Origin of the sequence: Terrabacter sp. 2RAF25, assembly GCF_052115265.1 — a bacterium.
GTDB lineage: Bacteria > Actinomycetota > Actinomycetes > Actinomycetales > Dermatophilaceae > Terrabacter.
Genome location: NZ_JBFRGJ010000002.1, coordinates 978962 through 1005470, shown reverse-complemented (window position 1 = coordinate 1005470; position 26509 = coordinate 978962). Strand labels below are relative to the sequence as shown.

Here is a 26509-nt window from a genome sequence, read left to right as displayed (position 1 = left end):
CTGCAACGTTGCGCTGGTCGGGACATCCCGCAACGGGTGAGGGATATCTCGTTCCATTGGGTACGGTAAGCCTCGGTACGCAGCCTGTGGAGGGGAAGCGCGCCTTTTGGGCCGGGAGCCAGCATGCTGGCTCCCGGCCTTTCACGTCCGGGGACGGCCCGACGAGCCGCTGTGAGGGGCAGGACAATGCCGATGACGAGGGCGTATGCCGGCTGGCAGGCTGACGCCGTGACCGCCGCGACCCAGCCCACCTCGCCCAGCCCGTCCGACCCGTCCGACCCGTCCAGCCCGACCGACCCGCCCGATCCGTCCGGCGGCGCGCTGGTGCCCGTCCTCACCGACGGCGTCGTGACCCTGCGCCCGCACTCCCTCGACGACGCCGACGCGATCGTCGAGCAGAGCAGCGACCCCGAGAGCGTGCGCTGGACCACCGTCCCGCGGCCCTACTCCCGCGACGACGCCGTCTGGTACGTCAATCGCAACCTCGAGGACTGGACCGACCCCACCGCGGCACGGCACTGGGCGATCGAGTGGACAGACAGCCTGGGTCGAGTGCGCTTCGGCGGCAGCATCGACCTGCGTCCGGGTGCCGCTGCGTCGGTGGGCGAGGTCGGCTTCGGCCTGCACCCGGCTGCCCGGGGCCACGGCATCATGTCGCGCGCCGTGCGACTCGTCGTGGAGCACGCGTTCTCGACCCCCGTCTGGGGCGTGCCGGTGACCCGGCTGCACTGGCGCGCCGTCGTCGGCAACTGGGGCTCGCGCCGCGTCGCGTGGGCCGCCGGCTTCACCTTCCACGGCACGATCCCCGAGAGCCACCCCGACCCGATGGGCGGCACGACAGCGCTCGACACCTGGACCGCCAGCATCACCCCGGGCGACCCCCGATCGGCTGGCACCGCGTGGCTGGCCGCGGCAACGATCGAGGGCGAACGCGTACGACTTCGCCCGTGGCGCCTCGACGACGTCGACGCCATCGAGCCGCGCGACGACCCCAGCCACTGGATGCCCGCTCGCTCGATCCTGCGTCCCGACACCTTCGCGACGTGGGTGCACAACCGGCAGGAGCGGATGGCCGAGGGCACGGGCATCGACTGGTGCGTCGCGGACCTCGAGACCGACCGCGCCCTGGGCAGCGTCACCGTCTTCAGCCGCGGCGGCCCCATCACCGACACCGCCGAGCTGGGCTACCAGTTCTTCCCGAGCGCTCGCGGGCGCGGCGCCGCGAAGGAGGCTGCGCACCTGGCCGCCGGCCACGCGCTCGCCTCGACCGCCGAGGGCGGGCTGGGTGTGCGCCGCCTCGTCGCCGAGACCGCCGCCGACAACGAGGCCAGCAACGCCGTGCTCCGTTCGGTGGGCTTCGTCGAGTTCGGGCGCGAGCACGCCGTCGACCGGCTCGCCGACGGCAGCTGGGGCGACGGCCTGCACTGGGAGCTCGTGCCCGGAGCCCTGGACGGCCCGGCACCCACCGCACCCGCGGCCTCGGACGGCACCCCGTGAGGCTGGCCCACGCGCAGGACCTCGACGCCCCGATCGACGCCGTGTGGGCCCACTTCATGGACCTCAAGCGCATCGGCCGCTGCTTCCCCGGCGCCAAGGTGACGAAGGTCGACGGCGACGACTTCGTCGGCGAGATCCGCGCCAAGCTCGGCCCGTTGTCGATGTACTTCGACGGCACCGGCTCGATGACCGAGCACGACGAGCACTCCCGGCACGCCCGGCTGGTCGCGTCCGGGCACGAGCGCCACGGACTCGGCAAGGCCACCATCGACATCACGCTCACCCTCGAGCCGCTCGGGGACGACCGCACGCACGCGCGGCTCGCCACCGACCTCGTCTTCCTCGGCTTCCCGATGGACTTCGGCACCGGCCTCGTCCAGCGCGCCTCCGACCCGCTCATCGAGCGGTTCCTCACGTGCATGGCGGTCACCGACCGGCTTCCGGCCGACGAGGACGAGGACGACATCGGCGCGCTCGACCTCGTCCGCTCGGCCGGCGACCTCCTCGGCTCGTTCCGCCGCAAGCGTCGATGAAGGTCGCCGTCGTCGGCGCGAGCGGCTACGTCGGCTCGCGGCTCGTGCCCGAGCTGCTCAGACGCGGCCACGACGTCGTGGCGACGCGGCACCGCAGCGCCGACACGGCATACCCGTGGAGCGGCGACGTGGAGTGGCGGCGCGTCGACGTGCAGGACGAGGACGCCGTCATCGCGGCTCTCGACGGTGTAGACACCGTCTGCTACCTCGTGCACGGCCTGGACGACGACGACTTCATGGAGCGCGACCGCAAGGCCGCCGACAACGTCGCGTATGCCGTCGGCGTCGTCGGCGCCACACGCCTCGTCTACTTCTCGGGCATCGTGCCCGACCTGCCCGACGACGAGCTGTCCGACCACCTGCTGTCGCGGCTCGAGGTCGAGGAGGTGCTGGCGACCGCCGACTGCCCGGTGCTGACGCTGCGCGCGTCGATGGTCATCGGGGCCGGCTCGACGAGCTTCGAGGTGATGCGCCAGATGTCGCACCGCCTCGGCGTCGTGCAGACGGTGCCCGCGTGGATGGCCGGCTCGGTCATCCAACCGGTCGCCGTGGCCGACGCCGTGTGGTTCCTGGCCGAGGCGCTCGAGCGACCCGACGTCACCGGCCACCTCGACGTCGTCGGGCCCGACCGGCTCAGCTACGTCTCGCTCCTGCGCACGTATGCCGCCGAGGCCCGCCTGCTGCGCGTGCAGCTGCCCGTGTGGCTGGCGCCGGTCGAGACCGTCGCGCGCGTCGCCGGCTCGCTCGTCGACGTGCCGAGCGGCACCGTGCAGTCGCTCATCCCGAGCCTCGGCCACGACATGGTGGGCGAGCTCGACGCCGCCGACGTGCTCGGTGAGCCGGGCGGCGCCGACGGGGGCCGTCTCGGCGTTGCCGAGGCGATCCGGAGGTCACTGGCGACGGAACGGGCCGGCGACGGCGACCCCGACGGGGCGGCCCTGGACGGCGACCCGCAGGCACCGTCGGCGGGCGACCCGTCGTGGTCGAGGCACCGGTCGGTGCTCGACTGGGTGTGGTCGACCGCCCGCGGACGATAGACGTCGGCGCCCGTCACGCGTCGGGAACTGCGCACTCGACTCACACCACCACGCGAGCCACACCACCACTCGAGTGCGCAGTTTCCGACACGGCGGTCTCAACTCGAGTGCGCACTTTCCGACACTCGAGTGCGCAGTTACCGACGTCACCGGGCGATGTATCCGCCGTCGATGTAGAGCTCGAGGCCGGTGACGAACGCGGCGTCGTCGCTGACGAGGTACGCCACGCCAGCCGCGATCTCGGAGGGACGCCCGAGCCGGCCCATCGGCGTGAGGTCGATCATGACCTGCTCGTACGGCGTGCCCCTCGTCGGATCCAGGATGGGTGTGTCGATGAAGCCGGGGTGGATCGAGTTGACGCGCACGCCTTCGGGCGCCCAGTGGAGGGCCACGTTCTTCGTCAGGGTGCGGACCGCGCCCTTGGCCGCGTGGTAGGCCGGCGACGTGCCGAACCCGCCGCTCGTGCCGAAGATCGAGCTGATGTTGACGACGGCGCCGTGGCCTGAGGCCTTGAGGTGCGGGGCGGCGGTCTTCATGCCGAGGAAGACCCCTGTCTGGTCGATCGAGATGGTGCGCTCCCAGTCGGCGAGGCTCGTCTCCTCGATCGGCAGCAGGTCACCGAGCCCGGCGTTGTTGACGAGGATGTCGAGCGAGCCGAACTCGTCGACGGCCTTGGCGACGGCGGCCGCCCAGTCCTCCTCGCTCGTCACGTCGTGCCGGAGGAAGTCGACCCGGGCTCCCGTGGCCCGCAGCTCCTCGGTCGTCGTCGCACCCAGCGTCTCGTTGACGTCGGTCAGCAGCACCGCCGCGCCCTCCTCTGCCAGCCGCTGCGCCGTCGCCTTGCCGATGCCGCTCGCGGCACCGGTCACGAGCGCCACTCGTCCGTCGAGCCGGTTCATGATGATCACTCCAGTTCACTTGTGGGACAGGCACACTGCCTGCCCTCCCAGTGTCCGCCGAGGGGACCCGCGGCACAGCCGTCCCGCCGGACGGGTGACCCGACGTGACGAAGCAGACAGCGACGCGAACGGGCTTTCCGGACACACTGGACGCAGAGCCGTGATCGCCGCCCGACCGCCCCGAACGACACCTGGACCGGCGCCTCCACTCAGGGTGGGTCGGGGTCGGAATCCGGGTCGACCCCGGTTGCGTGGAAGGCCCCACGGGTATGACTGTGGAGGCAGTGAGCCCGGCGCACCGTCGGGCCAGTGCGAGATGAGGAGACACCGATGTCGTTCGGTGAGCAGCTGAAGCACAAGGCGGACGAGGTCCACCTGCAGGAGAAGGCGAAGGACTTCGGCGACGCCGTGGTCCAGATGGCCAAGGCCGCCGTGTCGGCCGCGGCCGGCTACGCCCAGGAGAACCGAGACAAGGTCGACGGGGCGCTCGACAAGGCCTCGATGAAGATCGACGAGAAGACCGGCGGCAAGCACGCCGACACCGTGACCAAGGTTCGCGCCTCGGTCGACAAGGGCATCGACAAGCTCGTCGAGCACCACGACACGACGACGGCCACCACCCCCACCCCGGCCCCGTCCGTGCCCGACGACAAGCACAGTGCCTTCGACGACCCCAACGAGGGCGACTCCCCAGCCGGCAACCCCACCTGAGCCGGCGAACCCCAGGAGCCGCGTGTCACCGCACCCCCCTCGGTGACACGCGGCTTCGGCGTCTCCAGCCCCCGAGGATCCGCGGCCCCAGGCAGTCGGGCAGCCGGCCCTCAGCCCGGGTCGCTCAGCGGTAGTCCACCGAGATGTCGCCCGATCCGGTCCTGACCTGCATCGACGACGAGCTCGCCGGGTCGGTCGCGACATTGACGTCCTCGCTGCCCGAGCCGGCGTCGAGGCTCAGCGCGTACCTGGCGTCCTGGGGGACCTGGACCGAGACGTCGCCCGACCCGGTCTGCACGTCGACGGAGGGCGCCACCGCCCCCAGCTCGAGAGCGATGTCTCCACTGCCGGCATACGCGGTGACCTCCCGGGCCCGCAGGCCCGTCGTGTCGATGTCGCCGGAGCCCGTCTTGAGGACCGCGCTGCCGAACGAACCGGTGACGGAGACGTCACCCGAACCGTTCTCGACCGTGACGTCGGAGGCGTCCGGAACGGTGACGACGTAGTCGACGCCGCACCAGCCGAAGATGCCGCCGCAGTCGGACCCGAGCTCGAGCGTCGAGCCGTTGAGGCGCTCCGACACGGTCGGCTGCGACGACCCCGGGCCCCAGGTGAGGTGCCTCGTGACCTGGATGCGCCCGGCGGTGCCGCCGCTGACGACCGTGACGTCGTCGGCGCCGCCGAGGATGGTGAGGCCCCCGGCAGGCATCGCGTATGCCGCCTGCTGGGTGCCGTCGCGCCACAGCCCGCCGGTGAGGGAGTCCCACGACAGCGCCCCGAAGACGCTCGCGAGCAGGAGCGTCGCGCCGAGGCCGGCCACGAGCCAGGGGGCCCTGACCGGGGCCGGCGGGCGTGCGGGGGCGTGCGGTGCGGGCTCGGTCTCCCTGACGGTGGGAGCGGCCTCGGCCTGCTGCGTGCCGGCCCCCAACGTCGGCCGGAGCCAAGGATCGCCGAAGGCGTCGCCGTGGATGCGGTCGTCCGGAACAGGGGTCCCGGCCGGGGCCGTGGGTCGCGCCCCGGTCGGCTGGGCGCCGTGGGTGGGCTTCTGGTCGCTCATGGTGGTCCTATTCCGAGAGGTAGTGCAGGACGGCGAGGACGCGGCGGTGGTCACCGGCCGTCGTCGGCATGTCGAGCTTGGTGAAGATGGCGTTGACGTGCTTGGCGATCGCGCTCTCGCTCACGTGCAGAGCCCGCGCGATGCCGGTGTTCGAGCGACCCTCGGCCATGAGCGAGAGGGTCTCGCGCTCCCGGTCGGTGAGCCGGTGGAGCGGGCTCTTGTCGCGTCTCAGCAGCAGCTGGGCGACGACCTCGGGGTCGAGGGCGGTGCCGCCGTCGGCGATGCGACGCAGTGACTCGACGAAGTCGTCGACGTCGGCGACACGGTCCTTGAGGAGGTAGCCGACGGCAGACGTCGTGCTCGCGAGCAGGTCTGCGGCATAACGCTCCTCGACGTACTGGCTGAGAATGAGCAGCGCCACGTCCGGCCACTGGGCGCGGATGACGAGGGCGGCGCGCAGCCCTTCGTCGGTGTGGGTCGGCGGCATCCGCACGTCGAGGAGGGCGAGGTCAGGACGGTGCCGTTCGACGGCGACGAGAGCCTCTTCCGCGTCTCCGACTGCCTCGACGACCTCGATGCCGTTGGCGGCGAGCAGGCGGGTCAGCCCGTCTCGCAACAGGATCGAGTCCTCGGCGATCACGACGCGCACGGCAGCTCCGCCCTGAGCATGGTGGGTCCCCCTTCGGGGCTGGTGACGGTGAGCGTGCCGTCTACGGCGGCGACGCGGTGGGTCAGACCGGTCAGTCCCGTGCCGGCACCAACGGTCGCGCCGCCGTGGCCGTTGTCGCTCACCTCTACGACGAGTCGCTGCCGGTCGGAGGTGACGCGGACTGCGGCCGAGGTGGCTCCCGAGTGCCTGGCCACGTTGGTCAGCGCCTCGGAGACGACGAAGTACGCGATGGCTTCGAGCGTGCGGGACGGACGCACGGCGAGCAGCACGTGCAGACTCGTCGGCACGGGCGACCTGGCGACGATGCCCGACAGGGCCGCGTCGAGGCCGCGCTCGTCGAGGACGGCCGGGTGCAGTCCGCGCACGAAACCGCGCAGCTCGGCGAGCGCCTGCTTCGCCTCGTCGTGCGCGTCCTCGATCGCGCGGCGGGTCTCCGGCGGCGCGTCGGGTGCGAGGGTCGAGCGGGCCATGCCCAGGTTGAGGGCGAGCGAGGTGAGCCGCTGCTGCGCACCGTCGTGGAGGTCGCGCTCGATGCGGCGACGCTCGGCGTCCGCGGCGTCGATGACGCCCGCGCGGGTCTGCTCGAGAGCGGTGACGCGTGGGCTCAGCTGCTCGCCCCGCGTCTCGCCGAGCATGGGCCGCATGATGGCGACGTCGAGCGCGGCTGCCCACCGCGCGACGCGCGGGGCCAGCACGACGCAGCCGACACCGAAGGCCGTCGCGAACCAGATCCGGCCCACGCCCTGCAGCACGCCACCGGGCTGTGCCGCCACGTCAGGCCCGATCCGCGCCCACAGCGGCGACGAGGCGAGCACGAGACCGCCGCCCCAGCAGAACGCGACGAGAGCCGCGGAGAGTCCGAGCACGACAGGCGCGACGACGCCGTTGTAGGCCAGCTGACGCCACGTGGTCGCGCGACCGAGCCTCGCGATCCAGCCCCGCCAGTCGGGCTCGGCCGGCGCGACGGGCGGGTCGACGACGACGCCGAGCAGGGCCTCGGCCCGCGCTCGGTGCCAGCGGCTCAGCCCTTCTGACGCCGCCAGGAGCAGACCCCCGAAGGCGACCCCGACCACCACGACGAGCAGCCCGGTCGCGAGACCGGCCAGCGTCCACAGCAGCGGCGACGCGAGCGTCGCGACGAGTCCACCGAGCACGACGTATGCCGTCTGGCGGGGAGCGAGCCTGCGCTCGGTCCGGGAGGGGTTCGTGGTCACGGGTCCACGGTAGGGCGGGCGGGCCGGCGACGACCATGACCTGTGCCCCAGACGCACCCTGCAGAAAAGTACAGGCGGAGGGCACTGTGGCTGACGCAGTGACAACGAATACCGTTTGTTGTCAAGCGAATTGATGAAACGGCTAGCACGCGCCCGATTTGCCCGTGAAGGTGGCTGTTTCGTCTAGGTAGTTGCACTCAACCTCGGCGCGAGGGGTATCGCAGCACCCCCCTCCTCCTTCTGACGTCCGAACAACGACTTCCAAGGAGAGACCACCATGTCGCAGCTCGTCGTCGATGGCCCCGGACGTTCCGGAGCCCGTGCACCGCTCAGCTCCCGCCTCGCCGGCGGCCGCACCATCCTGACGGCCAAGGCCACGGCCGCGGTCGACCGACTCCAGGCGTTCCTCGTCGCCTACAGTCTCCACGCCCTGCGGATCAGCCTCGGCCTGATCTTCCTCGGCTTCGGGGTGCTGAAGTTCTTCCCCGGCCTCAGCCCCGCCGAGGCCATCGCGTCGGCCACGATCGACCGGCTGACGTTCGGCCTCGTGTCGGGTCACAACGCGGTCCTGCTCACGGCCGTCACCGAGACCGTCATCGGCCTGACGCTCGTCACCGGCAAGTTCCTCCGCGTCGGCGTCGTCATCCTGGGCAGCGCGCTGATCGGCATCATGTCGCCGCTCGCGCTCTTCACGGCCGAGCTGTTCCCGCACGGCCCGACGCTCATGGGCCAGTACGTCCTCAAGGACATCGTGCTGGCTGCGTCCGCCCTCGTCGTCGCGGCCTACGCCCTCGGCGCCCGTCTCGGCTCCGGCTCGGACGACTGACCGGCGCGAGGTGCCCACCCGGCGGCGGCTGCCACCGGGTGGGCATCTCGCCCATCCCGCACGTCACGCCCTGCTGCAGACGGCCGCTACCCGAACGTCCAAGAACCGTTGACCCTGAACGAGGAGCCCGCCATGACTGCACTGCCCGCCGTTCCCGCCCGGCCGTTCCCGGGCGCCATCCACCTGACGCGCCTCGTCGACGCGCCCGCCGACCACCGCCGTCGTTTCGGGCTGGGCGAGGGGCGACGCGTCCACCGCTTCCCCGCCGCGACGTTCCTCGACCGGTCGGTCGCCCGCGAGGAGCTCGCGATCGCCCGTGACGCCCTGACGGCGTCCGACCGCGCCGCGTCACGCCGCCTGGCCGGTCTCGGTGCGGCCGCCGCGCTGCTGCTCGCCGGTCTCGTCGGACTGCTCGCGACGGGGCACGGCACCGGGCCGGGGCTCACCGGTTCGTCGGCCCTCTGGGGCGCAGGTGCAGGCCTGGCACTTTCGGTCACGGGTCTCGTCGCCGTGCTCCGCCAGCACCAGCGCGAGCACGACGCCCTCACCGAGCGAGTGCACCTGTACGAGGCGCGACTCGAGCAGATCCGCGCGGTCCGCTGAGACGGCCCCAGGCGGCATACATACTTGGCCGCATGGACGATGCCGTGACCATCCCGACCGACGCGGGCGACATGCCCGCCCACCTGTGGTTGCCGCCGACCGGTCAAGGGCCAGGCATCGTCGTGCTCCAGGAGATCTTCGGCGTCAGCGACTACATCCAGCGCCGTGCGGCGCAGCTGGCCGAACTCGGCTACGTCGTCGTCGCGCCCGAGATCTTCTGGCGCCTCGGCGTCACGTCACCGGTCGTGGGCGACGACGTGCTCCAGCAGGGCATGGGCCTCGTGCAGCGCTTGGACTGGCCGGCGGCCGTCACGGACGCCACCGCGACCGTCGAGTGGCTGCGCAACCGCGACGAGGTCACCGGCGGCGTCGGCGCCGTGGGGTTCTGCTTCGGCGGCGGCCTCGGCTTCAACGTCGCGGCCCACCTGGAGTCCGAGGGCTCGGCGCCGCTCGACGCGCTCGTCAGCTACTACGGCTCCGCCCTCCCGGGACTGCACGACGTCATGACCGTGACCGCGCCGAGCCTGCACCACTTCGGCCTGTCCGACTCGTTCGTCGACACCGACACGGTGCGGCGCATCGAGGCGTCGCTGACCCAGCAGCCCGACACGGTCGTCGAGACGTATGCCGGCGCCGACCACGCGTTCGACAACGACGACATGCCCTGGCACGACGCCGGCGCGTCGACGCTGGCGTGGGCCCGCACCGAGGACTTCCTGCGCGAACGGCTTCCCGTCGCCTGAGACGGCACCCTTCCGCCGCTGCTGCCGGGCCCCGATCGGGTATGGCTCGAAAGGCGCCCTGAAGCGGCGCCCTGCAAGCGCCGGTCGCGAGCGAGGAGGCACGGTGAGCGCACCCGACGACGGCTCCCATGCCCGCACGCTCGAAAGCCGTATCTCCGACGCGACCCCCGGGGACGCCCGTCGGTACGCGTTCGGCGTGGCTCGCCTCGCGTGCTCGATCTCGGGCCTGCGAGACGCGCTCGCTCTCGAGGTGGCCCTCGGCGGCCTCGAGCGCTATCCCGAGATCGACGAGCTCGTGCAGCTGTGGACCCTCGAACGACGGCTCGACGCCGCGTGCGCCGCGCAGCTCGGCGGTGACCCGATCGACCACCCTCCCGAGGAGCTGCTGCTCCACCCGGCGTGCCAGGAGGCCCGAGCCGTGTCGGCCGTCATCGCGGCGCTGCTGCCCGACGCCTTCGTGGCCGCGCGTGGGGCCACGCGCGAGGCCCGCGCCGCCGGATGCCGCCAGGCCGACATCGACTCCACGGCCTCCGAGCTGCTCTGACCCCGTCGGGAACTGCACACTCGACCAGATCCACGTCGGGACGTGAGCACTCGACCAGAGCCTGCCGTCGAGTGCTCACTTTCGTACGCCCTCGGCGGGGTTCAGCGTGGGAGTGCCGCCGGGAGGTCCGCCGGGTCGGCCTCCGGCCAGTGCGCCGGGTCGGGGCCGAGGGAGTCGAGCTCGGCCACCTGTTCCCGGCACCACGTCGACACCGAGCGGGCGCCGGACAGCACGTCACCCGCGAACACCGTCCAGGGCACCCAGGTGGTCGCCTCCACCTCGGAGGCGTCGGGGCGCGGGGCGGGTCCGGTTCCGGCGACACGGCCGACGAGGACCGGGCACAGCTCGTGCTCGACGATGCCGTCCTGCTGGGCGCGGTAGGAGAAGCGCGGCAGCACGAGGCGGAGGTCCGCCACGGCCAGTCCGAGCTCATCGGCGACGCGACGGCACACGGCGTCGTTCAGTGCCTCGCCGGGCGCGGGGTGACCGCACGCCGAGTTGGTCCACACGCCGGGGAAGGTCGCCTTGTCGAGCGCGCGCCGCGTCACGAGCAGAGAGCCCGCGTCGTCGAAGAGGTAGGCCGAGAAGGCGAGGTGCAGGGGTGTTTCGGCGTGGTGGACGCTCGACTTCGGCGCGGTCCCGATGGCCTCGCCGTCGGGCGACACGAGCACCACGAGCTCCTCGAACGGCCCGCGGCGGGAGGCGTCTGCGGTCACCGGCCCGGCCTCGCGAGCTCGTTGACGGCGCCACGGAAGACCGGCGGCAAGGCAGCAGCGGCCGGCACGAGCAGCCGCCGGCCCCAGGACGGGCGGGTCACCTGCACGAGAGTGTGGGTGAGCAGCGCGTAGCGTCGGGTCGCGGCCCGCCACGCGCGTTCGTACGCGTCGGGGTCTTCGGCGGCGATCGCCGAGACGGCCGCGCGGGCGTGGGCCAGGCCGAGCGAGATCCCCTCGCCGGTGAGGGCGTCGACGTAGCCGCTCGCGTCACCGGCCAGCAGCACGCGACCCGAGACCCGGCGGCTCGTCCGCTGCCGCAGCGGGCCGGCGCCACGGACGGACGTCATGACCGGGGCGTCGCCGAGGCGCTCGCGCAGCTGCGGGAAGTCGGCGAGGCTGTCGTCCAAGGGCCCCCGCTGCCTGCTCAGCACCGCGACGCCGACGAGGTCGTCGGCGACGGGCGTCACGTAGGCCTCCGCGTGCCGGCTCCAGTGGACCTCGACGTGGTCGTCCCACGGACGTATGCCGTAGTGCTGGCGCAGTCCGTAGCGCCCCGGTCGGCGCCGGCCGTCGTCCACCCCAGGGCTCCCGGCGCTCCGGTCGCCGGCGTCGGTGCGACCCTTGCCACCAGCCTCGCCGGCGCGAGCCTCGCGGGTGCGCCGGTCGCGGTCGAGGCCAAGGGAGCGACGGGTCGGCGAGTGAAGCCCGTCCGCCGCGATGACCCACGTCGCCAAGATGGTGGGCGTGGGGCCGCCGGAGTCCTCGGTGCGCACCAGGACGGCGTGCTCGTCCTGGGTCAGACCGCACGCCGCGAGCGGGAGCACCTCGACGCCCGCCACGTCGACGGCGCCGCGAAGCGCGTCGTGCAGCACGGTGCGGCGCACCCCCCGGCCGAGACCGCCACTGAAGTCTGCTTCGGCGACGCGGCCACGGGCGAGGTAGCGGATGCCGCGGAGATCGTGTCCGGGCGGATCCACGCCGAGGTCTGCCAGCGCCTGCAGGCCGCCGGGCATGAGGCCCTCGCCGCACGCCTTGTCGATGGTGCCGACCCGGGGCTCGAGCACGACCGGGGTCAGACCGGCTCGGGCAGCATACGCAGCAGCGGCGAGGCCGACGGGCCCGCCGCCGATGACGACGACGTCGACGTGCCGGTCGGCCTCCGGGTGAGACGACCGTGCGCCCGTCATGCGGACGCTCTTGCAGGAGAAGCGGTCTCGCGCAGTGCATCGTTCTCGACGCGGATACGGACCGTCAGCAGCACTGCGTTGGCGACGGTGAAGACGAGCGCGGTGACCCACGCCGTGTGCACGAGTGGCAGGGCGAGGCCCTCGACGACCACCGCGACGTAGTTGGGGTGGGGCAGCAACCGGTAGGGCCCGCGACGCACGAGCGCCAGGCCGGGCACGACGATGACGCGGGTGTTCCACTGGTGGCCGAGCGTCGTGATGCACCACCAGCGCAGCGCCTGGCTGGCGACGACGAGGGCGAGCATGACCCAGCCGAGCGCCGGAACGAAGGAGCGGTCCGCGCCCCACACCTCCGCGACCGCGCCGACCAGCAGGCCGGTGTGCAGCACCACCATGAGCGGGTAGTGCGACTGGCCGCGCTCGACACCGCCGCGCGAGAAGGCCCACGCCGCATGGCGTTTCGACACGACGAGTTCGGCGAGGCGCTCGAGCCCGACCAGGAGCACGAGGCCCGTGAAGAGCCACTGGGACGTCATCGCGGTCCTTCAGCCGGCCGCTCGGAGGAGCACGAGCTCGAGGCAGAAGCCCGGTCCCATCGCCATGAGCACGCCCCACGACCCGGGCTCGGGCGTGTGGTCGGCGAGGGTGTCGGCAAGGACGTGGAGCACGGACGCGGAGCTGAGGTTGCCGATGCGGTCGAGGGAGCGCCACGTCACTCCGAGCGCCTCGCGCTCGACCTCGAGGGCCTCCTGCATTGCCTCGAGCACCTTGGGGCCGCCCGGGTGGGCGACCCACCAGCCGATGTCGGCGCGCGTGAGGCCCTGGTCGGCGAGGAATCGGTCGACGTCGTCGCGCACGTTCTCGCGCACGAGGTCGGGCACCTCGGCACCGAGGACGATGCGCAGCCCGGTCGCGCCGACGTCCCAGCCCATCGCACGCTCGGTGTCGGGGTAGAGCCGGCTGCGGGTGGCGACGACGTGCGGCTGGTCGGCGGCGAGGTCGGGCGCGCGGTTGGCGCCGACCATGACGACGGCGGCGGCCCCGTCGCCGAAGAGGCCGCTCGCGACGAGGTTGGCCGTCGACGTGTCGTCGCGCTGCACGGTGAGGCTGCACAGCTCGACGGAGAGCAGCACGGCGACGTCGTCGGGATGCCCGACGAGGTGGTCGTGGACCCGCGCGACGCCGGCGGCCCCCGCCACGCAGCCGAGCCCCACGAGCGGGATGCGCTTCACGTCGTCGCGCAGGCCGATCTCGCCGGCGACCCGGGCCTCGATGGACGGGACGGCGAGGCCGGTGATCGTGGTCGAGACGATGAGGTCGACGTCGCGCGGCGTGAGGCCGGCCGCGGCGAGCGCCTTGCTGACGGCGTGCGAGCCGAGCTCGGTGCCGACCCGGATGAACTCGTCGTTGGCCTGGCCGAAGTCGGCGAGCTGCCAGTAGCGCTCGAGCGGCAGCGCGAGGTGTCGCTGGCTGACGCCGGCGTTGGCGTGGAACCGCTCGAGGACGGCACGGTCGCTGCCGGTCGACCCGAGCACGTCGGCGAAGGCCGCGGTGATCTCGGCCTGCGTGTAGGTGTGGTCGGGCAGGACGCCTCGGACAGCCGCAAGGTGGCTCACGTCGCCAGCCTAGGCCGCGCCGTTCCCGGCGCCACGGCAGGTTGGACAGTGCGGGGTTCTGCTGCGCGGAGTGGTCACCACTGGGTCACCTACCCGACGCGCCTAGGCTCACCCCGTGGCCACCACCCGGGTTGTGCGAGGGCTGGCGCTCGCGTGCCACCCGGGCCCGACGCTCGCGGTGACCGTGCTGACCGCGCTGCTCGCCTGGTCGGCGGGGCACCCGCCCGGACGAGCGGCCCTCGTGACGGCGGCGGTGCTCACCGGACAGCTCTCCATCGGCTGGTCCAACGACCTCGTCGACGCCCGCCGCGACCGCGCCGTCGGCCGAGTCGACAAGCCCGTGGCAACGGGCCTGGTCTCTGAGCGGGTCGTGCGCGTCGCGTGCGGGATCGCCCTCGTGGCCTGCATCGCACTCTCCCTCGCCTGCGGCCTCGCGTCGGGCCTCGTGCACCTGCTGCTCGGGGTGGCCTCGGGCTGGGCCTACAACCTGTGGTTCAAGCGGACCGTGCTCTCCCCGCTCCCGTATGCACTCGCCTTCGGTGCGCTCCCTGCTGTCGTCACGCTCGCCCGGCCGACGCCCGCCCTCCCGGCCGCATGGGTGGTCGCGACGGGCGCGCTGCTCGGGGTGGGTGCACACCTGCTCAACGCGCTGCCCGATCTTGCCGACGACGAGGTGACCGGCGTCCGGGCCCTCCCCCACCTGGTGGGTGCGCGGGTCGTGAGGTGGCTCGCACCCGTGGTGCTGCTGGCTGGGACGGTCGTGGCGGCATACGGCCCGGGGATGGACGCGGCCGGCTGGCTGCTGCTGTGCGTGTGCGGCGTGCTGGCCGGCGTCGCGGTGCTGGCGCGCGGTCGGCTGCCGTTCGTGGCAGCGGTGCTCATCGCGCTCGCCAACGTCGTGGCACTCGTCGCGCGCAGCTGAGGGCTGCGTCGGGGTGGGCGTCGGTCAGGTGGGCGCCGGTCAGGTGGTCGTCGGTCAGGTGGTCGGCGTGATGCGCAGCACGACGCGGTTGCTGTTGCCGCGCCGCAGCACCCACTCGATGGCCATGAAGATGCGGAACTCCGCGCCGTACTTGCGCAGCAGCCTGCGGTTGACGGCCTCGGACGCGGCGCTGTCACGGATGATCTCGCTCGTGCCCTCGACGACCGGCGACCCGGGGTCGACGTTGCCGCGGCGGTCGCACGGCTGAAGGGTGACGTTCGGGTTGTTCCGGATGCGCTTGAGCTTGCCCGCGCCCTCGGGCGTGCTGACGATGGCACCACCGGCGTCGGGCAGTACCCAGACCGGCGTGGCGACCGGCTCGCCGGAGCGGCGATATGTCGTCAGCAGCACGAAGCGTTCGCCGCCGAGGTTGTGCAGGGTGGGGGCCTGGGTCATGGGTGGGTCGTACCCGATCGCACGCTCTCGCCGTACACGACCGACTGGATCACCTGGTGAACCAAATGCAGAGCCGCGCGGACCCTGCCGTCGGTGCGCGTGGCTACGATCGGCGAGTGAGCGCCAAGCCCGCCGTCGTCGAAGCGCCGAGTCCTGCCGACCCGTCGGGGGTGCGGGAGGTGCGGGAGGTGCGCGTCTCGAGCCCCGACCGGGTGCTGTGGCCGGCAGAGGGGATGGCCGACGGCAAGCCGGTCACGAAGCTCGACATGGCGCAGTACCTCGTCGCCGTGGCCGACCCGATGCTACGGGCGCTCGGCGACCGGCCGGTGACGCTGCAGCGCTTTCCGGAGGGCATCGAGGGCGAGGAGTTCTTCTCGAAGAACCCGCCCAAGGGTCTGCCCGACTGGGTGCGCACCGTGATGTGCACCTATCCGTCGGGTCGCAAGCACCCGCAGCTCGTCATCGACGAGATCGCGAGCGCCGTGTGGGCGGCGCAGATGAACACCATCACCTTCCACCCGTGGCCGGTCCGCACGGCGGACGTGAACAACCCCGACGAGCTGCGCATCGACCTCGACCCGCAGCCGGGCCGCGGGTTCACGGATGCGGTCGAGGCGGCATACGCCCTGAGGGAGGTGATGGCCGAGATCGGCCTCACCGCCTGGGCGAAGACGTCGGGCAACCGCGGCGTGCACGTCTACGCCCGCGTGGTCCCGACGCACGAGTTCCTCGACGTGCGTCACGGCGTCATCGGCATCGCGCGCGAGCTCGAGCGACGGCTGCCCGACCTCGTCACGACGTCGTGGTGGAAGGAGGAGCGGGGCGAACGCATCTTCGTCGACTTCAACCAGGCCTGCCGCGACCGCACCATCGCCTCCGCCTACTCGCCGCGCCCCCTGCCGGGCGCGCCCGTGTCGACGCCGGTGACGTGGGACGAGCTGCGCGACATCGACCCGAAGTCGCTCACCGTCCGCACGGTTCCGGGACTCGTGGCCGAGCGCGGTGACGCGTGGGAGGGCATCGAGGACACGATCGGCGACGTGGGCGCGGCAATCGCACTGTGGGACAAGGACGTCCATGAGCGCGGCCTCGGCGAGCTCAACTTCCCGCCGGACTACCCGAAGATGCCCGGCGAGCCGCCCCGGGTGCAGCCGAGCAAGCGTCGTCAGGACAAGCCCGACGCCGAGTACATGGCGCCCAAGGCCGAGCGCGACGCGGAGATGCGTGACGTGTGGGGACCGGTCGTGCCGCCCGTCCCGCCGATGCTCGCCAAGCCGGTCAAGGACTTCTCCGCGGTCAAGGCCGAGGTGCTCTACGAGCCGAAGTGGGACGGCTTCCGCTCGATCATCTTCCGCTCCGGCGACCTCGTCGAGATCGGGTCGCGCAACGAGAAGCCGATGACCCGCTACTTCCCCGACGTCGTCGAGGCCGTGCTCGCGAACTTTCCCGACAGGGCCGTCATCGACGGCGAGATCATCCTCGTGTCACCGGAGTCCGGCGACCGCCTCGACTTCGACCTGCTCCAGCAGCGCATCCACCCGGCCGCCTCGCGGGTCAAGAAGCTCGCGGCCGAGACGCCCGCGTCGTTCGTGGCCTTCGACCTGCTCTCGCTCGACGGCGTCTCCTACCTGGACAAGCCGTTCTCCGAGCGCCGGGCCGCGCTCGAGAAGGCTCTTGCCAAGGCCGGGGCCCCGATCCACCTCACGGCCGCGACCCGTGACCAGGACGAGGCGAAGGGCTGGTTCACCCAGTTCGAAGGGGCGGGGCTCGACGGCGTCATCGCCAAGCCGGTCGACGTGCTCTACGAGCCCGACAAGCGGCTGATGTTCAAGCTCAAGCACGAGCGCACGGCCGACTGCGTCGTCGCCGGCTATCGGGTGCACAAGAGTGGACCCGACGCGATCGGCTCCCTCCTGCTCGGCCTCTACGACGCCGACGGCCAGCTCGCGTCGATCGGCGTGATCGGCGCGTTCCCGATGGCGCGGCGCAAGGAGCTCTTCGAGGAGCTGCAGCCCCTCATCGCAGAGTGGGACGAGCACCCTTGGAACTGGGCCGCTCCCGCGGAGGAGAGTGGCGGCGTACGCACTCCCCGCTCGTCCGAGTACTCCCGCTGGAACAGCCAGAAAGACCTCTCGTTCGTGCCACTGCGGCCCGAGCGGGTCGTCGAGGTGCGCTACGACCACATGGAGGGCACGCGCTTTCGGCACACAGCGCAGTTCGTGCGCTGGCGCGAGGACCGCACGCCCGAGTCGTGCACGTTCGACCAGCTCGATGAGCCGGTCAGCTACGACCTCGCCGACGTCCTCTCCGCCGGGGCCTGACCCGAGAGCCGCACGAGCAGAGCCCCTCCCGATCCGAGAACCGATCGGCCCCCTCAGGTCGACAGTAGAGATGTGGCACAGTCTGTCGTCCCGAACGACCAGGCCCTCCTCGAGGCCCTGGCTGGTGGCGACGTCGGCGCCCTGCGCGAGCTCTACGCCCGACACGCCCCGTGGCTCTCGGTTCGGCTCATGCGACGGTGCAACGACCGTGAAGTCACCTCTGACGTGCTCCAGGACACGTTCGTCGCCGTGTGGCAGGGCGCGCAGCGCTACCGCGGGAACGGGGAGGTCGGCGCCTGGATCTGGGGCATCGCGGTCCGACGGCTCGTCAGCCGTCTGAGGGCACGTCGCGACGTCGTGCTCCTGCGCGACCCCGCCGCGTCTGCCGTGCCGGCGCCGGCGCTCGAGGACGAGCTGCTCTCGGGGGTGGAGTACGGCGAGCTGGGCCGGGCCCTGGCACAGCTGTCGCCCGAGCTGAGAGCGGTGCTGCAGGCCACCGTCCTCGACGGCCTGACGACACGGGAAGCCGGCCGGCTGCTCGGGATCCCCCAGAACACCGTCAAGACGCGGGTGCACCGGGCCAAGGCCCGGCTGCGGCAGAGCCTCGTGGAAGGAGAACAGTCATGAGCACGCACGCGCTCCCCGCCGACCTGCGGGCCTGGGTGCTCGGCGAGGCCGACGGGATCGTCTCCCTCTCGGTCGAGCAGCACGTCCAACACTGCTCGCAGTGCCAGCGGACGGTTGCCGTCAGCGTCAGCCACGTGCCGAGCGACGAGGTTCCCGACCTGGACGACGTGTGGAGCTCGGTGCTCGACCGGGTCGAGATGCCACACGTCTCGTTGCTCGAGAGGCTCCTCTCACGCATTGGACTCCCGCCCGCCGAGGCGATGCTCGTCTCGGCGGCCCCCGCCCTGCGCGGTCCGTGGCTGTGCGCGGTCGCCCTGGCGGTGTCCTTCGCCGTCGGCGGCACGGTCTCGGCCCACACCGGCAGCTCGGGGGTGTTCCTCCTGCTCGCCCCGCTCGTCCCGGTCGTGGGCGTGGCCGTCGCCTTCGGCCCCGATGCGGGTGCCGTCCTGGAGCAGGAGAGCGCCGCCCCGTACCCCCTCGTACGCCTCATCCTCCTGCGCACAGCGGCCGTGCTGCTCGCGGCCCTCCCGGTTGTCGTCGTCGGACAGTTGCTCTTTCCCCGCCACGTCGCATGGTCGTGGCTGCTGCCGGCCCTCGGGTTCACGGCGACGGTCCTCGGGCTGTCGCCGTGGTTCGGCCCCTGGCGCCCGGCCCTTGCGGTGAGCGCTGCCTGGGTGCTCGCCACGAGCACGGCGGCCCGGTTCGCCACGGTCTCGGCCGTGCTCGCTCCCCACTTCCTGCTCCTCTACGCCGTCCTGATGCTCGTCGGGCCCGTCGTCCTCGTCGCTCGGGCCCGGCGACTCGGCACCATCGGAAGGATCTCGTCATGAACTCGACCGTGAGACTGACCGGCGTCACCAAGCGGTATCGCGGGGTGGCTGCCCTTGACGGCGTCGACCTCGGCCTCGACCCCGGCATCACCGGTCTTCTCGGCCCCAATGGCGCCGGCAAGACCACGATGCTCCGAGTCATGGCCACCGTGCTCCGCCCGGACGACGGGGACGTGCAGCTGCTCGGGCACGACCCGACAGACCCGCGGGCCCGCACGGAGATCCGCCGCCGACTCGGCTACCAGCCACAGGAGCTCGGCTTCCCGCGCGGCTTCTCGGCCTTCGCCTTCGTCAACTACATGGCAGTGCTCAAGGAATGGACACAGCGCGACGCGCGAACGACCGAGGTCCGGCGGGCCCTCGACCTCGTGGGGCTCGGTGACGTCGCGACCAAACGGATCAGCCGGCTCTCCGGCGGGCAACGCCGACGCGTGGCGCTGGCCCAGGCCCTCCTCGGCTCGCCCGACCTCCTCGTGCTCGACGAACCGACGACCGGACTCGACCCCGAACAACGCGCGTCGCTGCGCGGCGTGCTCGCCGACATCGCCGCCAGCTCCACGATGGTCATCTCCACGCACCAGACCGAGGATGTGGCCGCGCTCTGCAGTCGAGTCGTCGTCCTCGATGCCGGGCGGGTCCACTTCGACGGCTCCGTGCCCGACCTCGTCGCCCTGGCAGCCGGAAAGGTCTGGCTGGCGCCCGCGCCCGACCCGACATCGCTGGCGTCGTGGCGCATGGCGTCCGGGCGGCACCGCAACGTCGGTGAGCACGTGCCGCCCGGTGCGGAGCTCGTCGAGCCCAGCCTCGAGGACGCGTACCTGCTCCTGCGCGGCACCCGCGACCGTAGCGCCGGCGCGTCTACGGAGGTGGCGTCATGACCAGCACGACCCGGACCGCGAGCCGCCTGTCGGTCTCACCACGGACGGCGCGACCCGCGGCGCGCGAGCTGGCCCGCCTCGAGATGATGCGCCTGGCCCGTCACCCGGTGCTGCTCGCCGGGGTCGTCTTCGGTGCGGTCACCACGGTGACCACCGTGGGTGACGCGAAGGACAGCGGGCACCTCGACACACTGGGCATGCCAGTGACCGCCCTGACGGTCGGCCTGCCGGCCATGGTCGCGGCTCACCTGCTCGCCCGCTCCTTCGAACGCACGGACGAGCTGGTGGAGACGGTACCCACGAGCTCGACCGCCAGGACCTCGGCGCTGTGCGCGACGGCGCTCGTTCCCGCCGTGATGGCCTCCGCCTGGCTCGTCGGCTTCGGGGCGGCGCAGCGCTGGCTCTGGTCGACTCCCGAGTGGATGTACGGGACGCTCTCGCACGGGGACGTCTGGGCTGTCGTCATCGGCCACACGGTCGTTGCGGCCGCGGGAGGTACGCTCCTCGGCGTGGCCGCCGGCCGCTGGTGGCACTTCCGCGGCTCGTCCGTCGCCCTGCTGCTCGCGGTGGCTGTCTGGACCTTGGGGATCATGGCTGTCTTCAGCCCCGAGGGCACGCCGCCGACGTGGTTCCGCTGGGTACGCATGTTCACGCCGGTGAACCAGTTCACCGGCGCCGCGCCGGACACCTACGCCAGTGACACCGGCACCGGCTCACCCTGGTGGTACCTCGTCTGGCTGCTCACGTTGTGCGCGCTCGCGGCACTCGTCGCCCTGCTCAAGGGTTCTGTCGGACGAGCTCGACGCCGACTGCTCCAGCTCGGCGCGGTCACCCTCGCGGTGTCGGCGCTGGCGTACGGGCTCGCGGCCTCCGGTGGCAACGGCCAGGTCGTACGAACGTTCCCCGACGGTCACAGCACCGTGCTGGTGCCATGACGCCGTCAACGCCGGCGATCGGCCTCCTCGCCGCGGTGCCCTGGCGACCCGTCGCTGGTCTCGCCGCGACCGGCCTCGCGCTGCTGCTCGCTGCAACCGTCTGGGCGGCCGCGCCCATCGCGGACCTGGCCACGCGCGTCGGCCTCGTCGCCCTTGCCGCTTCCGCGGCGCACGTGCTCGACGAAGCCGCGGCCGAGGCGGTGGCTGCCACGCCGACGAGCCTCCGTACCCGCACCATGACCCGCAGCGCCTGCGCTGCAGTCGCGCTCACTCTGGGGGTTTCGGGACTCGGCGCCGTGGCCCTGGCGAGCGACGGCCCGGACCGGCCCGCAGTGGCGGTCCAGCTGGCGGGTAGTGGTCTCGTCGCCCTGGCTCTGGCCGCACTGCTGAGACGGCGGCTGCACGAGCCCGGCGACCTGGCAGCCGCTGGGGTGACCACGGCGGTCCTCGTCCTCTCGCTCGCAGGTCCACTCGACCGCTGGGTCGTGCTGTTCCCGACGCGGGTCGGCGAAGGCTGGGCAGCATCGGTGGCTGCCTGGTCACTCATCGCCCTGGCTTGCGCGGTGGTGCTGGTCCAGGCGACCCGCGACCCCTTCGACCGTCAGGCCTGAGGCGGGGTGCCGGCCGGACGCCGCTCGTGGGGCGGCGGCGTGCCGGCCGGTGACGGGGGGTGTGCCGCCGGAGCGTGGCGTCCCGGCGGCACATCCCCCTGAGTCCGGTGCCGAATGGCGGCTTGGACGTTGCGGTCCCTACCGATGGGAGCGGACGGCTCCGGACGCAACGAGTGTGCGGCGGCGCGTGCGGCCGCCGCCGAGGCATCGACCAAACCTTGGCGAGGTCTTTAACTTGCTGCCGGAAAGGTCCGACATGTCGGACAGCCGGACCAACCTACGTGTCACGGTGTGGACCTGCCCGCGGGCGAGGGTCGGGCGCCGCCGGAGCCGCGCCGGGCGCCGCCGGAGCCGCGCCGGGCCGCCTCGGAGGCGTGGAGATCAGTGGCGCGCCGACCGAGGGTGACGGTCGTGGTGGCGGTCGGCGGCCTCGCGCAGCTGGGAGACCACCTTGCCCTCGGCGTCCTGGAGCGCCGCCTTGGTGTCAAGGAGATCGGAGATGCCGATGACCGTGGGCAGCCCACTGACGTGGACCTCGATCGAGGTGCGCATGCCGGGCTGGCCGCGGCCCTTGACCCGTAGCCCGATGTGGACCATCGCCGGGTCGAAGCGACCCAGCTGGTGGAACAGCTGGGTCAGGGTGCGCTCGATGAACGGGAGGTCGTCCTCGTGGTAGCCGTCCTCGAGGCGGACGCGGTTCATGAAGAGGCTGGGCGTGCTCATGGCGAGCTCCTTTGCCGGGTGGACGCCGGGACCGGCTTCCACTCTCATCCTAGTGAACGGCGTTGCGGCGCAAGGGATCGAAAGCAGTGGCGCCAGTCACGCCCCAACGTCAGATCACGACGGCGTCAGAGCAGGTCGGTGAGCTCGCCCCTGGCGCCCTCACGCACGGCGTGCAGGGCGTCGACAGCGGTGCGCGAGTCGCGGGCGGTCGCGGCGAGCGCCTGGCACTCTGCGACGGAGTGCAGCGACAGGGCGAGGCGCACGACCGGCACCTTGCTCGGCGCCATCGACAGCGAGGTCACGCCGAGACCGACGAGCACGAGGGCCAACAGAGGATCGCCCGCGGACTCGCCGCAGACCCCGATCGGGCGGTCGACCTTCGCGGCACCTTCACAGGCCGCGCCGACGACGTCGAGCACGGCCGGCTGCCACGGGTCGAGCAGGTCGGAGAGCGCGCCCTGCATGCGGTCGGCAGCCATCGTGTACTGCGCCAGGTCGTTGGTGCCGAGCGACCCGAAGTCGACCTCGCCGAGCACGTCCTTGGCGCGCAGCGCCGCGCCGGGCACCTCGATCATGACGCCCGCCTTGGGCAGTCCGTTCTCGCGCACGCGGCGGGCGAACCACGCCGCCTCCTCGGCTGTGGCGACCATCGGCGCCATGACGCGTACGTCGGCGCCGGTCTCGCGGGCGGCGACGGCGAGCGCCTCGAGCTGGGCGTCGAGCAGGTCGGGGCGCTCGGCCGACAGGCGCAAGCCGCGGCGGCCCAGGGCCGGGTTCTCCTCGGGCCCGAGGTCGGCGAACTTCAGCGGTTTGTCGGCTCCGGCGTCGAGGGTGCGCACGACGACGCGGCGACCCTCGAACGGCGCGAAGACGCCGCGATAGATCTCGGTCTGCTCCTCGACGGTCGGCGCCTTGGTGGCCGACAGGTAGACGAACTCGGTGCGGAAGAGGCCGACACCCTCGAGGTCCTGCGCCCCGGCCTCGACGGCGTCGTCGACGCCGCCGATGTTCGCGAGCAGGGCGACCGGCGCGCCGTCGGAGGTGCGCCCCGGGCCGGAGAGCTGCGACAGCGCCTCCTTGCGTCGAGCGGCGCGCTCACGCTGGGCGGTCACGAGCTCCATGTCGGGAGCGATGCTGACCTCGCCCGAGTCGCCGTCGAGCGCAACGGGGGTGCCGGGCGCGATCGAGGTCGCGTGGGGCACCTGCACGACGGCGGGGATGCCCATCTGGGCGGCGAGGATCGCGGTGTGGCTGGTGCGACCGCCGGCCTCGGTGATGATGCCGACGACGAGCGACCGGTCGAGCGTCGCCGTCTCGGCCGGCGCGAGGTCCTCCGCGACGATGACGCTCGGCTCGGAGAAGGCGGGAACGCCGGGCGCCGGGACGCCGAGCACCGCTGCCACTGCACGGGATCCGACGTCGCGCAGGTCGGCCACCCGCTCGGCGAAGTAGCCGCCGAGCGCCTCGAACTGGGCGGCATACGTCTCGATGGCGTTGGCGATGGAGCTCGCCCGGCCGTGGCCGGCGGCGAGCTCCTTCGTCGCAGCCTTCACGAGGCCCTTGTCGCGGGCGATGAGGGCCGTCGCCTTGAGGATCTGCTGGGCTGTGTCGTCGACCCGGGTGGCCCGTTCCTCGAGCGAGACCGCGACCGACTCGAACGCCGCCTTCACGTCGGCGAGCGCTGCCTCCTGGTCGTCGACGGCCGGCTCGTGCGCCGGCGGCCGGACCGGTGGCGCGACCTGCACCACCGGCCCGTATGCCGTGCCCGGGCTGACGCCGATGCCCTGCCTGGTCTCGCTGGTGGTGTCCGAGTCGGCCATGACGGCTACTCCGTCCTACTCGGCGTCGAGGTCGCGTGAGAGCAGCTCGACGAGCGAGTCGAGCGTCTCGTCGGCGCCGTCGCCCTCGGCCGTCAGGACGACCTCCTCGCCGTGCTTGGCCCCCAGGGCCATGACGCCGAGGATGCTCGTCGCGTCGACGGGGTCCTCCCCCGGCTTGGCGATCTCGACGTCGAGGCCGGAGGCGCTCGCGGCCTCGACGAAGAGCGCGGCCGGACGGGCGTGCAGGCCCACCGAGGAGGCGATGGTGACGGTACGGGTTGCCATGTGGCGTGCTCCTTCATTGATGACAGGCTGGGTGACAGGAGTCGTGCGGGGCGGTCGAGTGGTCGAGTGGTCGAGCGGTCGAGCGGTCGAGCAGCCGTGACCCAGGTCAGCCAGTGACCTGGGTCACGTCCTGTTCAGACCGTAGCGGTCGCGTCGATCTCGGCGAGGTTCGTCTCCCGCGACTTCAGGGTGACGACGATGCCGGTCATGACGAGCACACCGGCCGCGAGGGCGACGAGGAAGAGCAGGAAGTTGCCGATGAGGGGCAGCACCCAGATGCCTCCGTGCGGGGCCCGCAGCGTCGTGCCGAAGAGCATCGCGAGCGCTCCGGTGACGGCCGAGCCGACGACCGAGCTGGCGATGATGCGCACCGGGTCGGCCGCGGCGAACGGGATCGCGCCTTCCGAGATGAACGAGAAGCCGAGCAGCCAGGCCGCCTTGCCGTTCTCACGCTCCGGCTCGGAGAAGAGGTGCGGGCGGATCGTGGTGGCGAGCGCCATGGAGAGCGGGGCGACCATGCCGGCAGCCATGACGGCGGCCATGATCTTCAGCTGTGGGGCGTCGGTGGACGCACCCGCGGCTGCCAGACCCGTGGTGGCGAACGCGTACGCGACCTTGTTGACCGGGCCACCGAGGTCGAAGCCCATCATCGCGCCGAGGATGATGCCGAGGATGATCGAGCTGGCGCCCGTCATGCCCGTCAGCCAGCTGTTGAGGCCGTCGGTGATGCCCTTGATCGGGCGGCCGAGCACCGTGATGAACAGGCCGATCGTGATGAGCGAGCTGAGCAGCGGGATGACGACGACCGGCATGACACCGCGTACGCCCTTGGCGACGTTCCAGCCCGACACCCAGCGGGCGACGAAGCCGCCGAGCAGGCCCGTGACGAGGCCGCCGAGGAAGCCCGCACCCATGGTGGAGGCCACGGCGCCGCCGACGATGCCGGGCACCAGGCCCGGGCGGTCGGCGATGGCGAAGGCGATGAAGCCGGACAGGATCGGCACGAGGAAGCCGAACGAAGCGCCGCCGATCACGAAGAGCAGCGCGGCCCACGACGTGAGGCTGAACGGGTTGAAGTTCTGGGCGATGTTGAACTGCCCCTCGGCGGTGAGGCCGTACTTCACGATCTGGATGGCACCGTCCTGGCCGAGCGCGATCTGGGCGAGCATGAACGACAGGGCGATGAGGATGCCGCCCGCTGCGACGAACGGGATCATGTAGGAGACACCGGTCATCAGCCACTGGCGCACCTTGGTGGCGGTGCTGGCGCCCTCCTCGACCTTCGAGACGAGGCCACCCGACGAGCCGGCTGAGGCAGCCGCGGCGGCAGCCGCCTCGCGCTTGCTCGGGTCGGCGTCCCACTCGGCGACGAGCCGCTCGGCCTGGAGCACGAGCGCCGGGCCGTCGGAGATGCCCTTCTTGACCCCGACGTCGACGAGCGGCTTGCCGGCGAAGCGGCCGGCGTCCTTGACGGGCAGGTCATGGGCGAAGATCACGGCGTCGGCCGCGGCGATCTGGGCCGCGCTCAGCGGCTTGGACCCCGCCGAGCCCTGGGTCTCGACGAGCATCGTGTGGCCGGCGGCCTTCGCTGCGTTCTCGAGGCCCTCGGCCGCCATGTAGGTGTGGGCGATACCGGTCGGGCACGAGGTGACGCCGACGAGGTTGAGCGTGCGGCCACCGGGCGCCTCGGCCGTGGCGACGGAACCGGAGGCGGCCGCACCGGTGCGGCCACTGGCGCCGGCAGACGCTGCAGCTGCAGTCGGGGTGGCTGCACCGGCCGGCTGGTCGAGCTCGACCTCGGCGCTGACGATGCGCACGACCTCGGCCTCGCTGGTGGCCGCGGCGAGGGCGGCCTTGAAGTCCTTCTTCATCAACGCACGGGCGAGCTTGGGCAGCATCTGCATGTGCGCGTCGCCGCCGCCCTCGGGGGCCGCGATCAGGAAGACGAGCGTGGCCGGGCCGTCCTTGGCGCCCCAGTCGATGCCACCCCCTTCACCCGTCGCGCGGCCGAAGACGAGCGACGGCTCGGTGATCGCCGTGCTGCGGGCGTGCGGGATGCCGATGCCGCCGGGCAGGCCGGTGGCCATGGTCTCCTCGCGCTTGCGCACGTCGTCGAGGAAGGTGTCGAGGTCGGTGCACCGGCCGGACGCGACGAGGCGCTCGGCGAGCCTCCGCGTCGCCTCGTGGCGATCGGCACCTGTGAGGTCGAGGACGACCTGCTCTTCGGTGATGAGGGACATGGGGGTTC

28 protein-coding genes are annotated in these 26509 nt (G+C 72.3%); 15 read left to right on the top strand and 13 right to left on the bottom strand.

What is annotated here, in order from left to right; all coding sequences use genetic code 11:
• The first annotated feature begins 186 nt into the window (after positions 1 to 186).
• The 3 genes from AB4091_RS07920 to AB4091_RS07910 are packed head-to-tail and all read left to right on the top strand — an operon-like array spanning position 187 to position 3067.
• Entirely contained in the window at positions 187 to 1497 is a 1311-nt protein-coding gene (locus AB4091_RS07920; protein ID WP_442291185.1) for a GNAT family N-acetyltransferase, read from the top strand.
• Positions 1494 to 2030, top strand: coding sequence for an SRPBCC domain-containing protein (locus tag AB4091_RS07915; protein ID WP_442291184.1), 537 nt, complete (start codon positions 1494 to 1496; stop codon positions 2028 to 2030). Before AB4091_RS07920 ends, AB4091_RS07915 begins: the two co-directional genes overlap by 4 nt.
• Positions 2027 to 3067: an NAD-dependent epimerase/dehydratase family protein gene (locus AB4091_RS07910; protein ID WP_442291183.1), complete on the top strand. Its 1041-nt coding sequence runs from the start codon at positions 2027 to 2029 to the stop codon at positions 3065 to 3067. Before AB4091_RS07915 ends, AB4091_RS07910 begins: the two co-directional genes overlap by 4 nt.
• A gap of 146 nt (positions 3068 to 3213) precedes the next feature.
• On the opposite strand, the gene AB4091_RS07905 is transcribed toward AB4091_RS07910, so the two are convergent.
• Positions 3214 to 3966: an SDR family NAD(P)-dependent oxidoreductase gene (locus AB4091_RS07905; RefSeq protein ID WP_442291182.1), complete on the bottom strand. Its 753-nt coding sequence runs from the start codon at positions 3964 to 3966 to the stop codon at positions 3214 to 3216.
• Between the two features lie 330 nt (positions 3967 to 4296).
• Here AB4091_RS07905 and AB4091_RS07900 point away from each other — a divergent pair, with 330 nt between their 5' ends.
• Positions 4297 to 4677 (top strand): antitoxin, encoded by a 381-nt coding sequence (locus tag AB4091_RS07900; protein ID WP_442291181.1) that lies wholly within the window; start codon positions 4297 to 4299, stop codon positions 4675 to 4677.
• Between the two features lie 124 nt (positions 4678 to 4801).
• Here the strand turns inward: AB4091_RS07900 and AB4091_RS07895 are convergent, their stop codons facing one another.
• Genes AB4091_RS07895 through AB4091_RS07885 form a run of 3 tightly spaced genes read right to left on the bottom strand, consistent with a single transcriptional unit; the run spans position 4802 to position 7618 of the window.
• Positions 4802 to 5734: a DUF4097 family beta strand repeat-containing protein gene (locus tag AB4091_RS07895; RefSeq protein ID WP_442291180.1), complete on the bottom strand. Its 933-nt coding sequence runs from the start codon at positions 5732 to 5734 to the stop codon at positions 4802 to 4804.
• Between the two features lie 7 nt (positions 5735 to 5741).
• The gene (locus AB4091_RS07890) at positions 5742 to 6383 is read right to left on the bottom strand and encodes a response regulator transcription factor (RefSeq protein ID WP_442291179.1); all 642 of its coding nucleotides are present in this window, start codon (positions 6381 to 6383) and stop codon (positions 5742 to 5744) included.
• Complete coding sequence (locus tag AB4091_RS07885) at positions 6371 to 7618, bottom strand: sensor histidine kinase (RefSeq protein ID WP_442291178.1); 1248 nt, start codon at positions 7616 to 7618, stop codon at positions 6371 to 6373. The genes AB4091_RS07890 and AB4091_RS07885 overlap by 13 nt, the downstream gene beginning before the upstream one ends.
• Positions 7619 to 7895: 277 nt before the next feature.
• Here AB4091_RS07885 and AB4091_RS07880 point away from each other — a divergent pair, with 277 nt between their 5' ends.
• From AB4091_RS07880 to AB4091_RS07865, 4 genes are all read left to right on the top strand, one after another.
• On the top strand, positions 7896 to 8444 hold the full coding sequence (locus tag AB4091_RS07880) for a DoxX family membrane protein (protein WP_442291177.1): 549 nt from the start codon (positions 7896 to 7898) through the stop codon (positions 8442 to 8444).
• A gap of 132 nt (positions 8445 to 8576) precedes the next feature.
• The gene (locus tag AB4091_RS07875; RefSeq protein WP_442291176.1) at positions 8577 to 9047 is read left to right on the top strand and encodes a hypothetical protein; all 471 of its coding nucleotides are present in this window, start codon (positions 8577 to 8579) and stop codon (positions 9045 to 9047) included.
• 32 nt (positions 9048 to 9079) lie between these two features.
• Positions 9080 to 9790 (top strand): dienelactone hydrolase family protein, encoded by a 711-nt coding sequence (locus AB4091_RS07870; RefSeq protein WP_442291175.1) that lies wholly within the window; start codon positions 9080 to 9082, stop codon positions 9788 to 9790.
• A 103-nt stretch (positions 9791 to 9893) separates the two neighbouring features.
• On the top strand, positions 9894 to 10334 hold the full coding sequence (locus tag AB4091_RS07865; protein ID WP_442291174.1) for a hypothetical protein: 441 nt from the start codon (positions 9894 to 9896) through the stop codon (positions 10332 to 10334).
• A gap of 101 nt (positions 10335 to 10435) precedes the next feature.
• Here the strand turns inward: AB4091_RS07865 and idi are convergent, their stop codons facing one another.
• From idi to AB4091_RS07845, 4 genes are read right to left on the bottom strand one after another with little or no spacing between them, the layout of a single operon-like run.
• The gene (idi, locus tag AB4091_RS07860; protein ID WP_442291173.1) at positions 10436 to 11050 is read right to left on the bottom strand and encodes an isopentenyl-diphosphate Delta-isomerase; all 615 of its coding nucleotides are present in this window, start codon (positions 11048 to 11050) and stop codon (positions 10436 to 10438) included.
• On the bottom strand, positions 11047 to 12237 hold the full coding sequence (locus tag AB4091_RS07855; protein ID WP_442291172.1) for an NAD(P)/FAD-dependent oxidoreductase: 1191 nt from the start codon (positions 12235 to 12237) through the stop codon (positions 11047 to 11049). Before AB4091_RS07855 ends, idi begins: the two co-directional genes overlap by 4 nt.
• Positions 12234 to 12773, bottom strand: a complete 540-nt coding sequence (locus AB4091_RS07850; RefSeq protein ID WP_442291171.1) for an isoprenylcysteine carboxyl methyltransferase family protein — start codon at positions 12771 to 12773, stop codon at positions 12234 to 12236. Before AB4091_RS07850 ends, AB4091_RS07855 begins: the two co-directional genes overlap by 4 nt.
• A 9-nt stretch (positions 12774 to 12782) precedes the next feature.
• Positions 12783 to 13853, bottom strand: coding sequence for a type III polyketide synthase (locus tag AB4091_RS07845; RefSeq protein WP_442291170.1), 1071 nt, complete (start codon positions 13851 to 13853; stop codon positions 12783 to 12785).
• A gap of 115 nt (positions 13854 to 13968) precedes the next feature.
• Between AB4091_RS07845 and AB4091_RS07840 the strand changes: the two genes are divergently transcribed.
• Entirely contained in the window at positions 13969 to 14775 is an 807-nt protein-coding gene (locus tag AB4091_RS07840) for a UbiA family prenyltransferase (RefSeq protein WP_442291169.1), read from the top strand.
• A gap of 54 nt (positions 14776 to 14829) precedes the next feature.
• Here the strand turns inward: AB4091_RS07840 and AB4091_RS07835 are convergent, their stop codons facing one another.
• Positions 14830 to 15231, bottom strand: coding sequence for a PPOX class F420-dependent oxidoreductase (locus tag AB4091_RS07835; RefSeq protein WP_442291168.1), 402 nt, complete (start codon positions 15229 to 15231; stop codon positions 14830 to 14832).
• 116 nt (positions 15232 to 15347) lie between these two features.
• Between AB4091_RS07835 and AB4091_RS07830 the strand changes: the two genes are divergently transcribed.
• The 6 genes from AB4091_RS07830 (at position 15348) to AB4091_RS07805 (ending at position 21433) form a co-directional block, all read left to right on the top strand.
• Positions 15348 to 17552 (top strand): ATP-dependent DNA ligase, encoded by a 2205-nt coding sequence (locus AB4091_RS07830; RefSeq protein WP_442291167.1) that lies wholly within the window; start codon positions 15348 to 15350, stop codon positions 17550 to 17552.
• 72 nt (positions 17553 to 17624) lie between these two features.
• Positions 17625 to 18179 carry an RNA polymerase sigma factor gene (locus AB4091_RS07825; RefSeq protein WP_442291166.1) on the top strand — a complete coding sequence of 185 codons (555 nt, stop codon included), beginning with the start codon at positions 17625 to 17627 and terminating at the stop codon, positions 18177 to 18179.
• Positions 18176 to 19009 carry a hypothetical protein gene (locus AB4091_RS07820; protein ID WP_442291165.1) on the top strand — a complete coding sequence of 278 codons (834 nt, stop codon included), beginning with the start codon at positions 18176 to 18178 and terminating at the stop codon, positions 19007 to 19009. The genes AB4091_RS07825 and AB4091_RS07820 overlap by 4 nt, the downstream gene beginning before the upstream one ends.
• The gene (locus AB4091_RS07815; protein WP_442291164.1) at positions 19006 to 19887 is read left to right on the top strand and encodes an ATP-binding cassette domain-containing protein; all 882 of its coding nucleotides are present in this window, start codon (positions 19006 to 19008) and stop codon (positions 19885 to 19887) included. The genes AB4091_RS07820 and AB4091_RS07815 overlap by 4 nt, the downstream gene beginning before the upstream one ends.
• Entirely contained in the window at positions 19884 to 20822 is a 939-nt protein-coding gene (locus AB4091_RS07810; RefSeq protein ID WP_442291163.1) for a hypothetical protein, read from the top strand. The genes AB4091_RS07815 and AB4091_RS07810 overlap by 4 nt, the downstream gene beginning before the upstream one ends.
• The gene (locus AB4091_RS07805; protein WP_442291162.1) at positions 20819 to 21433 is read left to right on the top strand and encodes a hypothetical protein; all 615 of its coding nucleotides are present in this window, start codon (positions 20819 to 20821) and stop codon (positions 21431 to 21433) included. The genes AB4091_RS07810 and AB4091_RS07805 overlap by 4 nt, the downstream gene beginning before the upstream one ends.
• Positions 21434 to 21814: 381 nt before the next feature.
• Here AB4091_RS07805 and AB4091_RS07800 read toward each other — a convergent pair whose 3' ends face one another.
• From AB4091_RS07800 to AB4091_RS07785, 4 genes are all read right to left on the bottom strand, one after another.
• Positions 21815 to 22156, bottom strand: a complete 342-nt coding sequence (locus tag AB4091_RS07800; protein ID WP_442291161.1) for a hypothetical protein — start codon at positions 22154 to 22156, stop codon at positions 21815 to 21817.
• Positions 22157 to 22281: 125 nt separating this feature from the next.
• Positions 22282 to 23976 carry a phosphoenolpyruvate--protein phosphotransferase gene (gene ptsP / locus AB4091_RS07795; RefSeq protein WP_442291160.1) on the bottom strand — a complete coding sequence of 565 codons (1695 nt, stop codon included), beginning with the start codon at positions 23974 to 23976 and terminating at the stop codon, positions 22282 to 22284.
• Between the two features lie 15 nt (positions 23977 to 23991).
• A complete protein-coding gene (locus AB4091_RS07790; RefSeq protein ID WP_442291159.1) occupies positions 23992 to 24261 on the bottom strand; it encodes an HPr family phosphocarrier protein in 270 nt (89 codons plus the stop codon).
• Between the two features lie 134 nt (positions 24262 to 24395).
• The gene (locus tag AB4091_RS07785; protein WP_442291158.1) at positions 24396 to 26501 is read right to left on the bottom strand and encodes a PTS fructose transporter subunit IIABC; all 2106 of its coding nucleotides are present in this window, start codon (positions 26499 to 26501) and stop codon (positions 24396 to 24398) included.
• Between the last annotated feature and the right edge of the window lie 8 nt (positions 26502 to 26509).